At 61.4% G+C, this 13,263-nt stretch carries 13 protein-coding genes; all 13 read right to left on the reverse strand.

Annotation, left to right across the window (positions count from 1 at the left end; all coding sequences use genetic code 11):
- Positions 1–330: 330 nt before the first annotated feature.
- The 13 genes from FE781_RS01790 to ndk all read right to left on the reverse strand — a co-directional run bounded on the left by FE781_RS01790 (position 331) and on the right by ndk (position 13,171).
- A complete protein-coding gene (locus tag FE781_RS01790) occupies positions 331–1,422 on the reverse strand; it encodes a prephenate dehydrogenase (RefSeq protein WP_138787928.1) in 1,092 nt (363 codons plus the stop codon).
- A gap of 1 nt (position 1,423) precedes the next feature.
- The gene (gene hisC, locus FE781_RS01795) at positions 1,424–2,527 is read right to left on the reverse strand and encodes a histidinol-phosphate transaminase (protein WP_138787929.1); all 1,104 of its coding nucleotides are present in this window, start codon (positions 2,525–2,527) and stop codon (positions 1,424–1,426) included.
- 41 nt (positions 2,528–2,568) lie between these two features.
- Entirely contained in the window at positions 2,569–3,375 is an 807-nt protein-coding gene (gene trpA / locus FE781_RS01800; RefSeq protein ID WP_138787930.1) for a tryptophan synthase subunit alpha, read from the reverse strand.
- Positions 3,362–4,567 (reverse strand): tryptophan synthase subunit beta, encoded by a 1,206-nt coding sequence (gene trpB / locus FE781_RS01805; RefSeq protein WP_138787931.1) that lies wholly within the window; start codon positions 4,565–4,567, stop codon positions 3,362–3,364. The genes trpA and trpB overlap by 14 nt, the downstream gene beginning before the upstream one ends.
- Positions 4,560–5,255 carry a phosphoribosylanthranilate isomerase gene (locus FE781_RS01810; protein WP_138787932.1) on the reverse strand — a complete coding sequence of 232 codons (696 nt, stop codon included), beginning with the start codon at positions 5,253–5,255 and terminating at the stop codon, positions 4,560–4,562. The genes trpB and FE781_RS01810 overlap by 8 nt, the downstream gene beginning before the upstream one ends.
- A gap of 11 nt (positions 5,256–5,266) precedes the next feature.
- Positions 5,267–6,067, reverse strand: coding sequence for an indole-3-glycerol phosphate synthase TrpC (gene trpC, locus FE781_RS01815; protein WP_138787933.1), 801 nt, complete (start codon positions 6,065–6,067; stop codon positions 5,267–5,269).
- Positions 6,057–7,094: an anthranilate phosphoribosyltransferase gene (gene trpD, locus FE781_RS01820; RefSeq protein WP_138787934.1), complete on the reverse strand. Its 1,038-nt coding sequence runs from the start codon at positions 7,092–7,094 to the stop codon at positions 6,057–6,059. The genes trpC and trpD overlap by 11 nt, the downstream gene beginning before the upstream one ends.
- Before the next feature lie 18 nt (positions 7,095–7,112).
- Positions 7,113–8,654 carry an anthranilate synthase component I gene (gene trpE / locus FE781_RS01825; RefSeq protein WP_138787935.1) on the reverse strand — a complete coding sequence of 514 codons (1,542 nt, stop codon included), beginning with the start codon at positions 8,652–8,654 and terminating at the stop codon, positions 7,113–7,115.
- Between the two features lie 356 nt (positions 8,655–9,010).
- Positions 9,011–9,379, reverse strand: a complete 369-nt coding sequence (gene aroH, locus FE781_RS01830) for a chorismate mutase (protein WP_138787936.1) — start codon at positions 9,377–9,379, stop codon at positions 9,011–9,013.
- 3 nt (positions 9,380–9,382) lie between these two features.
- Positions 9,383–10,474 (reverse strand): 3-dehydroquinate synthase, encoded by a 1,092-nt coding sequence (gene aroB / locus FE781_RS01835; protein WP_138787937.1) that lies wholly within the window; start codon positions 10,472–10,474, stop codon positions 9,383–9,385.
- 1 nt (position 10,475) lies between these two features.
- Positions 10,476–11,639 carry a chorismate synthase gene (gene aroC / locus FE781_RS01840; RefSeq protein WP_138787938.1) on the reverse strand — a complete coding sequence of 388 codons (1,164 nt, stop codon included), beginning with the start codon at positions 11,637–11,639 and terminating at the stop codon, positions 10,476–10,478.
- Between the two features lie 253 nt (positions 11,640–11,892).
- Positions 11,893–12,714: a CheR family methyltransferase gene (locus FE781_RS01845; RefSeq protein ID WP_138787939.1), complete on the reverse strand. Its 822-nt coding sequence runs from the start codon at positions 12,712–12,714 to the stop codon at positions 11,893–11,895.
- A gap of 13 nt (positions 12,715–12,727) precedes the next feature.
- Positions 12,728–13,171, reverse strand: coding sequence for a nucleoside-diphosphate kinase (gene ndk / locus FE781_RS01850; protein WP_138787940.1), 444 nt, complete (start codon positions 13,169–13,171; stop codon positions 12,728–12,730).
- Positions 13,172–13,263 lie beyond the last annotated feature (92 nt).

A 13,263-nucleotide genomic window follows, 5' to 3' on the forward strand; every position in this document is an offset into this window, starting at 1 on the left:
GGGGAAGAGGCGAACCGGCCAGCGGCAGCCGGGAAAGGCCGGTTAACTATATTTTTTAGCGCTATCGGACAGATTTCGTCTGCCGGAGCGCGGTTTAGCGATACAAAAGATCATGAAGTGCCCGGATTCTTCAAACAATCCGGTCCGATTGCTTCGCTTAGTGATATTTGATATCGCTAAGGGACTCCAAGACGAGCGAAATGATGGGGTTAGCGATATTTTATATGATTACTCATATATGCGGGCTTGTCCCACCATAACATCGAGACGGAAGCCCGCCTCCGCCCCGAAATCGGCAAAACCCGCGCGGGTCTGCCGGAAAGCCTCTATTTACATATGGACGGAATACCCCATCCCCTTAAGCGTCTCGATCGCCCGTTGCCAGTCGGTTTCCTGGCGGAACGACAAACGCAGCACGCCCGGAACCTCCTCCCGGCTCTCCATGATGTGGATGTTGCTGAGGTTGATCCCCCGCTCGCCGAACGCCGAGGCGATCTCTCCGATCACGCCGGGGTGATCGGGCACGTCGACATAGACGTCGTATAGCGAGGTGAGCACGCCTTTCCGGCGCTCCGGCATCTGCTCGCGGAACGCCTTGGCGTCGCGGAAGCGGCGTTCGATGCCGTCGCCGTCCCCGCTCTCGAGCAGCAGGCGGAACTGTTCCATCTCCCGGTTCCAATCGTCCAGCAGCTTCAGAACGACTTCGCGGTTGTTCAGCAAAATGTCGCGCCAGATGACGCTGTCGCTGGAAGCGATGCGCGTAATGTCCTTGAAGCCGCCTGCGGCGAGCAGCCGATACAGCTCGTTCCCGTCGTTGTATCGGGCGATCTGGTTGACAAGCGCGACGGCGATCACATGCGGCAGATGGCTGATGGCTCCGACGATCTCGTCATGGGCCTGGGCATCCAGACGGATGAGCTGGGCTTTCGTATGCTTCAGCAGTTGGGCGAGCCGATCGTACACGTCTTCCGGCGTCTCAGGGAGCGGGGTGAGCACGTAAAAAGCGTTCTCGAACAAATGCGAGCTCGCCGCCTCGACGCCGGACCGCTCGGAGCCGGCCATCGGATGACCGCCGATGAACCAGACTCCGTTCAACGCCAGCCGCCGCGCGCAGGCGACGAGGGACGCCTTCGTGCTGCCGACGTCGGAGACGATGCAACCCGGCTTCAGCGGCATCGAGGCGAGCTGCTCCAACTGAGGCTCCAGCGTGCTGACCGGTCCGCACAGGAATATGAAATCCGCGTCCCGGACCGCCTCGCCCATGTCCGTGCCGGCTTCGTCCACGACGCCCAGCTTCAAATATTTTTCCGCCTGGGACGGATTGCGGGAATAGCCGTATACGGTGATCCCCGGCTTGCCTTTCAAGCACAGGGCGAGAGAGCCTCCGATCAGCCCCACGCCCATAATCGCGACTTTGGTCATATCAAGCTTGCACCGCTACTTCCGCCAGCACTTCTTCGAGCGCCTTCAGGAATTTGTCGTTCTGTTCGGCGCTGCCGACGGTTACCCGGATTTTGGTCGGGAACCCGAGCGCATGCCCCCCGCGCACGATGATGCCTCTGCGCAGCAGAGCCTCGAACACTTCCTTGGCGGGCCGCTGCACGTCCACCATGATGAAGTTCGCGTGCGTCTCGAAGTAAGACAGTCCCAGCCGGTCGAACGCCGCGGTCAATTGGGCGATGCCTTCTGCGTTGCGGCGGCGGCACTCGTCGATAAATGCCCGATCGCCGATCGCCGCCAGAGCGGCCGCTTGGCCGAAGCGGCTGGTGTTAAACGGCTCGCGCACCTGGTTGATGGTGTGGATGACATCCGGGTGCCCGATGCCGTAACCGATCCGCAGCGACGCCAGACCGTATATTTTCGAGAACGTGCGAAGCAGCACGAGATTTTTATACGTTTGCAGCAGCTTGAGTCCGTCCGGATAAACGTCCGTCATGTTGTACTCGCAATACGCCTCGTCCAGCGCGACCAGGACGTGCGGAGGCACTTGGCGCAGGAACGATTCGATCTCGTCGTGCGTAAGCATCGTACCCGTCGGATTGTTCGGGTTGCAAATCCAGACGATTTTGGTCTTCTCGCCGATCCGCTCCAGCATGGCCGGCAGATCATGCTTGCCGTCGGCCGTAAGCGGAACTTCGATGCAGACCGCGCCTTCGATCTCGGCGTTGTGCTTATATTGCGGGAACGTATGCGACGCCATGACGGTTTCGTCGCCCTTCACCAGATAGGCGCGGGCCATCATCAGGATGACTTCGTCGGAACCGGCTCCGAAGATGATCTGATTCGGCTTCACGCCGAGAAATTCCGCAAGCGCGTTGGTCAGCGAGACGGCGCCGCCGTCCGGGTACAGGCTGATGTTGCCCAGCTCGCCCCGGATCGCTTCCAACGCCTTCGGCGAGCTGCCGAACGGATTTTCGTTGGACGCCAGTTTGATGACCTCGGTGAGACCGAACTCGCGTTTGACTTCTTCGATAGGTTTGCCCGGTTGGTAGACGGGCAGATGCACGATATTTGGTTTCGGCTGCATCTATCGTTCTCCACCTTTCGTCAGATCGAAAATCGTCTTCGTTATCCTTTTAATTCGCGCACGAACTCCCGGACGGCCGCGACGCCTTCGGCTCTGCGGGCCGGATCGCGAAGCTGTTCCAGCACGTCCTCGATACGGCGCACGATCGCGCTGCCGACAACGACGGCGGCGCAAGACGATTCGAACCGGGCGACATGCTCGCGGCTCGAGATCCCGAAGCCGATCGCGATCGGCAGGTTCGTCGATGCCCGGACCGCGGCCAGGAAGTCCTCGATCCCCCCGTGGAAATCGCTGCGCACGCCTGTTACCCCAAGCGACGAGACGCAATAAATGAAGCCGCTTGCATCCTTCACGATCTTCGCGATGCGCTCGCGGGAAGTCGGGGCAACCAGCGGCACGATATGAATGCAGCGCGCCTCGGCCAACGCCCGCGCCTCCGCGCTCTCCTCGACCGGCAGATCGGGAATGATCACTCCGGAGATATCGTGCTTGACCAGTTCGTCGAAGACATGCTCCAAGCCAAGCTGCAATACCGGATTATAGTAGGTGAACAGGATAAACGGCAGATGCACGCCCGCTTCGCGGGCCTGCTTCGCCACCGCGATACAGTCGCGGATCGTCACGCCGCCCGCCAGAGCGCGCAGCGAGGCCCGTTGAATGACGGGTCCGTCGGCGAGCGGGTCGGAATACGGCACGCCCAATTCGATGAGGTCGGCGCCCGCTTCCTGCAAGCCGAGCAGCAGCTCGACCGTGGCCGAGACGTCCGGATCGCCGACCGTAATAAACGGAATCAGCGCCGTCCTGCCGGCAGCCCGCAGCTCCTGAAACTTGCGGTCAATGAGATTCATCCGGCTTCCCTCCCAAGTAACCCATGATCGCTTCGACGTCTTTGTCCCCGCGCCCGGACAGGCACACGAGTATGATCTCGTCGCGCTTCATCTTCGGCGCGACCTTGATCGTCTGGGCGATCGCGTGAGAGCTCTCCAGAGCCGGGATGATGCCTTCCGTCCGGCTGAGAAGCTGAAGCGCCTCAAGCGCTTCGCCGTCGGTGATCGGCACGTATTCGGCTCGGCCCGAATCTTTCAGATGCGAGTGCTCCGGACCGACGCCCGGATAATCGAGCCCGGCGGAGATCGAATGGGCTTCCTGGACCTGGCCGTACGCATCCTGCAACAGATAGCTCATGGAACCCTGGAACACGCCGACCGTTCCCCGGGACATCGTCGCCGCGTGCTTGTCCGTGTCGATGCCGTGGCCGGCCGCTTCGACCCCCATCAGCCTGACGCTCGGATCGTTCACGAACGGGTAGAACATGCCGATCGCGTTGCTTCCTCCGCCGACGCAGGCGATAACGAGATCCGGCAGACGCCCGGCCGCCTCCAGCATCTGCTGCCGGCTCTCGTCGCCGATGACGCGCTGGAAATCGCGCACGATCATCGGATACGGGTGCGGCCCGACGGCGGAACCGAGGATGTAGAACGTATCGTCGACATGGCTCACCCAGTAGCGGAGCGCTTCGTTGCCCGCGTCCTTCAGCGTGCGCGAGCCCGATACGACCGGCACGACCTCGGCGCCGAGCAGATTCATGCGGAACACGTTCAGCTTCTGCCGCTTCGTATCCTCTTCGCCCATAAACACTTTGCACTCGAGTCCGAGCAAAGCCGCCGCAGTAGCGGTGGCGACGCCGTGCTGGCCCGCGCCCGTCTCGGCGATCACCTTCGTTTTGCCCATCCGCTTCGCGAGCAGCGCCTGCGCCAGCGCGTTGTTGATCTTATGCGCCCCCGTGTGGTTCAAATCTTCCCGTTTTAAATAAATTTGCGCGCCGCCCAGATGGGCGGACAGCCGATCCGCGCGATACAGCGGAGTCGGACGTCCCGAATATTGCCGCAGCAAGTATTGCAGTTCGTTCCGGAACGACTCGTCCGCCGTGTGCCGGCGGAACGCCTCCTCCAACTCGATTAACGCGTTCATAAGCGTCTCCGGCACAAATCGTCCGCCGAACTTCCCGTAACGCCCATGCTGATCCGGCCAATTATACACGCGCCTTCACCCTCTCCACAAATAGTCGGATTTTCTCCGAATCCTTCTGCCCGTCCGTTTCAACTCCGCTCGACACGTCCACGCCGTCGGGCGCGTATCGCTCCATGAGATGCCCGACGTTGTCCGGCGTCAGGCCGCCTGCGACCAGCAGCGGAATGCCTCTTGCCCGTGCCCAGTCCCGGTACTCGGGGATCATCTCCCAGTTGAAGGTCTGCCCCGAACCGCCGCCGTACACGGGATCATGCGTATCCAGCAGAAGATAATCGACTGCGTCTTCGTACGGACCGAGCAGCCCTTCGGGTGATTCCAAAACAGCGTCATCCCGGTTTCTGCCCGAAGCAAAGGACACCACCTTCATGACGCGGACGCCCGGAAATTCCGTTCGCACCCAATTACAAAAGGCCGGCGACTCCCGGCCGTGTAGTTGTATGATATCAAGCGGCGCCGATCGCATCGTCGACCGGAGCTCTTCTTCCCCGGGGTTGACGAAAACGCCGACAGCCGAGGCGTCGCGAAGCGGTCCCGAACTCGACCGCATATTCGCGATCAACTCGCCTGCGCGTTCCGGCGTCACCCTCCTGCGGCTGGGCGCCAGCACGAATCCGATCCAGTCGATCAGCAAATGCTCTATCGATTGTATCACTTCACCACGTTGCAGTCCACAAATTTTTACGATCGGTCCGCTCATGACAAGCCTCCTCAAGCCTTGGAAAACTTGGCGCCGAGCAGTTCTTCGACCGCCGCCCCGACATCCGGCCGGCGCATGAAATGCTCGCCCACGAGCACCGCCTGCGCGCCGAGTCCCAGCAGGTATTCGATCTCGGAGGCTTTGGAAATGCCGCTTTCGCTGATGACGAGCCGGTCCGGCGGAACGGCCGCGATCAGCTCCTCCGTCGTCTTCAGATCGGTGACAAACGTGCGCAGGTTGCGGTTGTTGATGCCAAGCAGCCGCGCGTCTACTTCAATCGCCCGCTCCAGCTCCTCCCGGTCGTGAACCTCGACAAGCACGTCCAGGCCGAGATCCCGCGCCAAGCCCGCGAAGCGCTTCATCTGGTCCGTCGTCAAAATGGCAGCGATCAGCAGGATGGCGTCCGCGCCGATCGCCCTGGCCTCGTAAATCTGCGCTTCATCGATTGTGAAGTCCTTGCGCAGCAGCGGAACCTGGACCGCTTCGCGCACGGCCGTCAAATATTCGTTCGCTCCCTGAAAATACGGGGCGTCGGTCAAGACGGAGATGCAGTCCGCCCCGGCCTCCGCATACTGACGGGCCAGCCCGACCGGCTCGAAATCGGCGCGGATCAAGCCTTTGGACGGAGAAGCCTTCTTCACTTCGGCGATCAGTCCCATCGCGCGATGGCGCCGTCCCGCTTCCAGCGCGCGGACGAAGCCGCGCGTCGGCGGCAGCCCGGCGATCCGCCGTTCCCATTCCGCCGCCGATACCGCCGCCTTCAGTTCCGCGACTTCGCGGCGTTTCGTTTCGACGATTTTATCAAGAAACATACCGATTTTCCTCCGTATACGCAACGAATTGTTCAAGCTTGGACAGCGCCCGTCCGGAATCAATCGTCTCCGCCGCCAGCGCGACGCCTTCGGCCAGGCTGTCCGCCATACCCGTCACATAGAAGCAGGCGCCCGCATTCGCCAGCACGATATCGCGCCGGGCCCCCCGCTCGCCGTTCAGCACGCTGCGAATGATCGCCGCATTCGTCACCGCATCGCCGCCTTTGACCGTCTCCAGCGGATATCGGGTCAGGCCGAGCTCCTCCGGGGTAATATCAAAGGTGCGCAGCTCCCCGTCCTTCAGCTCCGTCACGCGCGTGGGCGCGCTGATGCTGATCTCGTCGAGGCCGTCGTAGCTCGCGACGACAAGCGCCCGCTTCACGCCCAGCGTGCGCAGCACGTCCGCCACCGTCTCCGTCCGGGAGATGTCGAACAATCCGATCAACTGGCGATCCGCCCCTGCCGGATTCGTCAGCGGTCCCAGCAAGTTGAACACCGTGCGGATGCCGACTTCCCGGCGAGGAGCCGCAGCGTACTTCATGGACTGGTGATACGACTGCGCGAACATGAAGCAGATGTTGGTCCGCTCCAGGCAGGCGGCCGCTTGCTCCGGCGTCTGCTGGATGCCGACGCCGAGCGCTTCCAGCACGTCCGCGCTGCCGCTTTTGCTGGACATCGCCCGGTTGCCGTGCTTGGCCACACGGACGCCGCCGCCGGCCGCGACCAGCGCCGATGTCGTCGAGATGTTGAACGTCTCCGCTCCGTCTCCGCCCGTTCCGCACGTATCCAGCAGATTGTGCTGCGAAGTGACGACCTTCAGCGATTTGGCCCTCATCACTTCCGCAAACCCCGCGATTTCCTCGGCGGTTTCGCCCTTCATGCGAAGCGCCGTCATCAGGCTGCCGATTTGCGCCGGCGTCGCGGCCCCCTCCAAAATCTCCTCCATGATGGCCCGGGCTTCCTCCCGGTTCAGATGCTTGCCATCGACGATCCGGGCGATCCCCCGTTGAATGTGCAGCTTTTCCATACGTCGGCTCCTCCCCGCTTACGCGAAATAGTCCTGATTCAGCAGCGGCCCCTGCGACCGGCTCGGCGGGAACATGCGCTCCGCCACGCGGATCGACTTCAGCATGCCTTTCGCTTTATTAACCGTCTCCATATATTCGTTCTCCGGCACGGAATCCCACACGATGCCAGCTCCGGCCTGCACGTACGCTTTTCCGTCCTTGAAGATGATCGTGCGGATCGTGATGCAGGTGTTCAGATTGCCCGAGAAGCCCAAGTAGCCGATGGCTCCCGCATAGGCGCCGCGGGCTTCGTTCTCCAGCTCGGCGATAATTTCCATCGCCCGCAGCTTCGGCGCTCCCGACACCGTTCCGGCCGGCAGACAGGACAGGAAAGCGTCGAAGAAATCTTTGTCCTTGCGCAGGCGGCCCGAGACGTTGGAGACGATATGCATGACGTGGGAATAACGCTCGATCTGCATGTAGCTGTCGCACTTCACGCTGCCGAATTCCGAGACGCGGCCCAGATCGTTCCGGCCGAGATCGACGAGCATCAGATGCTCGGCCCGCTCCTTCTCGTCGGCCAGCAGCTCCTTCTCCAGCGCCAGATCCTCCGCTTCGGTGCGTCCCCTTGGGCGGGTTCCCGCGATCGGCCGGGTCTGCACGTTGCGTCCGTCCACCTTCACCAGCGCCTCCGGCGACGTGCCGACGATCTCCTGGCCGTCCAGCTTCAGATAATACATATAAGGCGACGGGTTTAACGTGCGAAGAATCCGGTAAACGGACAACGCGTCGATGTCGGTCTCGATGTGGAACCGTTGGGACAAGACGACCTGAAAAATATCGCCCGCCCGAATGTATTCCTTCGCCTTCTCGACGTTGGCAATAAATTGCTCCCGTGTGAGGTTGGAGCCGACGTCGCCCAGCTCGACGTCGTCCATCACGTCGGCGGCCACGGGCTGAAGCGTCGGCATCGGCTGCCGGAGTTTCTCCAGCATCCGGTCGATTTTGCCGCAGGCTCGGCGGTAGGAGCGCTCGATCTCGCTGTCGCTGTCGCCCGGCTTCACGTGCACGTTCGCGATAACCAGCATCCGCTGCTTGAAGTGATCGAAGACGATCACCTGGTCGCAGAACATAAACTGCAGATCATCCATGTTCAGATCGTCGTGACGGTGTTTCGGCAGCCGCTCGTAGTATTGCAGGAGATCGTAACCGAAGTAACCGATGGCCCCGCCCGTGAACGGCGGCAGCCCCGGCAGCTCGGGGCTGCGGTAAGTCCGCATCAGGCTGCGCATCAGCTCCAGCGGCTTCTCGTCCACCGTCTCCCGGACGCCGTTCCGCTCCACCGTCAGCCGGCCGCTCTTCCCCTTGACGACGAGGAACGGGTCCGTTCCGAGGAAAGAGTATCGGCCCCACTGCGCGCCGCCTTCGACGCTTTCGAGCAGAAACGCCCGGTCTTCCTTCGCGAGATGCTGGAAGACGCGAATCGGCGTCTCGGTGTCGGCCATCAGTTGCCGCACGACCGGGATCAGATTGTAGTCTCGGGCGAGCGAGATCGTCTCGCGCAAATTCGGTTCGTACATAGCCATCTCTCCTTCTCGTGCCTGCCCGCGTGGGGACGCTTCTCCCGGAACAACAAAAAAACCTCTGCGCTCGGCAGAGGTTTCCGAATGAATCCTATGTAAAATGGCAACGGGAAACACGATTCGGCATGCACCGGGCCAGACGCCGTCTTGCGCCCGACGGCCCCAAACAAACTGAGGCAACCGGCCGGCAACCGCATCCGTAACCGTCGTACATCCGATCTATTCTCGGCTCCACTCTACTCGGCTCTGCTCTGCTTGCGCTAAACTCTGCTCTCTTCCAACTTTCCTCGTCTACAGCTACTATAAGCGAACTTCCGTCCCGCGTCAACCCCGGCACAAGCCTGATCTTCGCGTCAGGAACGGGACAAATCCGGCCGAAGCTTGACCGCGTCGTTCAAATACACATGGCGCACCTGTTCCTGGGCCAAGTCCGTGTTGACCATCACCATGAAGCGGATGCACAGCGGCAAGCTGCCTTTAACCGGAATCTCCAGGGAGCACATCAGCGGCACCATCTCCCAGCCTTTCATCTCGCGAATCGCCTTTGCCGGGAAGGCGGCGTCCAGATCGTGCGTAACCGTGATAAAAACGCCCGCGATATCTTCGGGCTTGATCCCGTTCTCCGCCACGATGGCGTCGAGCAGTTGCCGGGTCGCCTCCAGAATTTCCGTTTCTTCGTTCCGCTTCACCGTGATGGCGCCGCGTATACCGCGCAAAAACATTCGTCAAGCCTCCCGCTTCAATTCTTCAACGACTTCCTCGACCCAAGCGACCGGCACGTCCCGGACGATCTCGACCCGTCCGATCGCTTCGGGAAGGACGAATACCGTGCGCCCGTCCTTGAACTTTTTGTCGTACATCATCGTGCGCATCACTTCGGACGTGTCGATATGCGAAGGAACCGCGACCGGCAGCTCCAGCTTGCGCAGCAGGCGCTTGGTCGTCTCGTAGATGACGGGATCGCGCCCGAAGCGGACCGCGAGCTTCGCCGAGCCGACCATGCCGATCGAGATCGCTTCCCCGTGCAGCAACTCGTACCGGGATACCGCTTCCAGCGCATGCCCGATCGTATGGCCGAGGTTGAGGATCGCCCTCAGACCGTTCTCCCGCTCGTCTTGGCCCACAACCTGCGCTTTCACGGAGCAACCGGTGTACAGCGCGTATTCAAGCGCCTCGGGATCGAGGGCAAGCAGCTTATCCGCGTTCGACTCGCACCACTCCACGAACGCGGCGTCCCAGATCAAGCCGTGCTTCGCCACCTCGGCCAATCCGGAACGGACTTCGCGAGGCGGCAGCGTCCGGAGCATCTCCAGCGCGTAAAACACCATCTCCGGCTGATGGAAGGCGCCGATAATGTTTTTGGCCAGCTTGTGGTTGACCGCGACTTTCCCGCCGACGCTCGAGTCGTGGGCGAGAATGGTCGTGGGCACCTGCACGAAGCGGATGCCGCGCATGTAGCTGGCCGCCACGAAGCCGGCCAAGTCCCCGACGACTCCGCCTCCGAGGGCAATGATCACCGATTTGCGGTCGAGCCCCGCCTCAAGCGCAACCTTCACCAGCTCGTCCAGCATCTCCAGCGATTTGGACGCTTCCCCCGAAGGAATCACGGATGTCGTCACGGGATAACCCGCCCCGCGCAGCAGCTCCTCCACGGGCTTCAGGTAATGGGGCGCCACAGCCGAATCCGTGATGACGAGGAGCGGTGTCGGACTGCCGATGCCGCATTCGGCCAGCTTCTCCGGCAGCAGGGGTAAAATGCCGTGCCCGATATGAATCGGATAAGACCGTTCGCCTAGATCGACTGTCAAAGTTTTCATCTTAATATTGCTCCACTTGTTTCAAGTAGTTGTTGTAGTTGGCGCGGATTTCTTCCAGCGAATCGCCGCCGAACTTCTCCATAAACGCCTGGGCGACTTCCCAGGCCACGACGTTCTCCAGAATGACGCTGGCCGCCGGAACCGCGCAGGTGTCGGAACGCTCGACCTGGGCGGTGAACGGTTCCTTCGTGTCGATATCGACGCTTTGCAGCGCTTTGTACAGCGTGGAGATCGGCTTCATCACCGCGCGCACCACGATCGGCTCGCCGGTCGTCATGCCGCCCTCGAAGCCGCCGGCGCGGTTGGACGCCCGGTAGAAGCCGCGGCCGGCCTCGTAGCGGATCTCGTCATGCACCTTCGAGCCCCGCAGCTTGGCGGCCTCGAAGCCGATGCCGAACTCGACGCCTTTAAACGCCTGAATCGACACGACCGCCTGCGCGATCCGGCCGTCCAGCTTGCGGTCCCATTGAACGTGGCTGCCGAGGCCGACCGGGCAGCCTTCGACGATGCATTCGACGATGCCGCCGAGCGTATCGCCGTCTTCCTTCGCCGCGTCGATCGCCGCAATCATGCGGGCTTCGGCTTCCTTGTCCGTCACGCGAACCGGCGATTCTTCCGTGATGCGGATCAGCTCGTCGATCGGCAGCTCCTGCCGGGTTGCCTCGACTTCGCCGATGCGCAGCACCTGGCCGGCCACCTTGATGCCGAACTGCGCCAGCAGCTCGCGCGCGACGGCGCCGCAGGCGACTCGCACGGTCGTCTCGCGGGCGCTGGAGCGCTCCAGAATGTTGCGCATGTCTTTTTGATTGTATTTCAACCCGCCGTTCAAATCGGCATGTCCCGGACGCGGACGGTGCATGCGGCGCTTCGCTTCGTCCCCGTCTTCCAGCGGCTCCGCGCCCATGATGCGCGTCCAGTTTTTCCAGTCCTTGTTCTCGACGACCAGAGCGACCGGCGCTCCCGTCGTGAAGCCGTGGCGCACGCCTCCGACGAAACGGACCTCGTCCTTTTCGATCTGCATGCGGCGCCCGCGTCCGTAGCCTTTTTGACGGCGCGCCAACTGGAAATTGATCGGTTCGGCCGTCAGCGGCAAGTTGCTCGGCAAACCTTCGATGATGGCCGTTAGTTGCGGTCCGTGTGTTTCCCCTGCGGTCAAGTATCTCAAGAGTCGCTCCCCCTCGTCGTTTCCATGCGCTTTAGCGCGTTTAAGCACAGAATTCTTTTGCTAATTATAGTACAGCCCCGTCCGTTTGACAATGACAAGGCGCCCCAAATCGCGCCCGGGACGCCCGGCATTATCCGCAGCCGGATACCGGGAGCCGTTTTCCCCGTCCTAGCAAATACGCCCCGGTCTCCCGGAGCGTACAGCGGCCAATCATGCATGTGTCTGATCCGGACGGCGCGCGCGCCGTCGTCCGTCACTCCGCCTTGCGGTAAAAAAACGTCTCCGCAGGCTGGAATCCGTAGCGGGCGGGCGTAAAAATTTGCTCCGTGCTGCCGACGAACAGCACCCCGCCCGGCCTCAGGGCGTCGGAAAACTTGCGGTAGAGCAGATCTTTTGCTTCTTCCGTAAAATAAATCAGGACGTTCCGGCAGACGATCAGATCGTACCCGCTTTCGAACGGGTCGGTAAGCAAATTTTGCTTCTTAAACTTGACGTGACGCTTCAGATCGTCGGAGATCAGCCATTCCATGCCGTCCTGCCGGAAATACTTCCGCACGTAATCTTCGGGAACTTCCTTCAGCGAACGTTCCAGGTACCGGCCGGATTTCGCCTTGGCCAGCGCGCCCTCGTCGATATCGGTGGCGTGCAGCGTCGCGTCACGCAACGCGTTGTGACGGTCGAGAATCATGGCCAGCGTATACGGCTCCTCCCCCGTCGAGCACGCCGCGCTCCAGCATTTGAGCCTGCGGTTCGTCCGGAGCATCTCCGGAATAAACACTTGGTCCAGCACTTCCCAACGGTTGCGGTTGCGCCAAAATTCGGACACGTTAATCGTCATCCGGTCCAGAAATTCGGCGAGCAGCTCGGGCTGTTTCTGCATCGCCTCGAAATAGGCGGCAAACGTGGCGTACCCCCGCTTCAGGCGAAGCGTCGTCAGCCGTCTTTTCATCTGGGCTTCTTTGTACAGCGACAAGTCGATGGATGTATGTTCCTTCACTTTGCGGATAAACAATAAAAAGTCCGGATCGGGGCGGGATTCTTCTCCCGTACCCGCGCCAGTCGGTTCCCATGCCATCTCGATCGGCCCCTTACATCCAAGCTTCAACGGCTTTGCTGTAGGATTGCAGTTCCTCCGGCGCAAAGAAAATGCCGATCTCCCGCTCGGCGCTTTCGGGCGAGTCGGAGCCATGGACCAAATTCCGGTTCGTATGTAGAGCGAAATCCCCCCGGATCGTTCCCGGAGCCGCCTCCGTCACATCGGTTTTGCCGATCAGTTTCCTAGCCAGCGCAATGGCCGAATCGCCTTCCCACACCATGGCGAACACCGGGCCGGAGGTGATGAATTTCATCAGATCCGGATAAAACGGCTTGCCGACGTGCTCCTGATAATGCCGCTCGGCTTGGGCGGGCGTCACGGTCATCAGCTTGGCGGCTGCCAGCCGCAACCCTTTGTTCTCGAAGCGGCGGACGATTTCCCCGATCAGCCCGCGTTGCACGCCGTCGGGCTTCACCATTACGTATGTACGTTCCATGCGTCTTACCCCACTCTCATTGATATCGCCAAGAGAATCCGGCTGTTTCTACAGTGTGGACCCCGGTACGGAACATCATACCAGCACGCCTG

This window comes from Paenibacillus thermoaerophilus (assembly GCF_005938195.1).
Lineage (GTDB): Bacteria > Bacillota > Bacilli > Paenibacillales > Reconciliibacillaceae > Paenibacillus_W > Paenibacillus_W thermoaerophilus.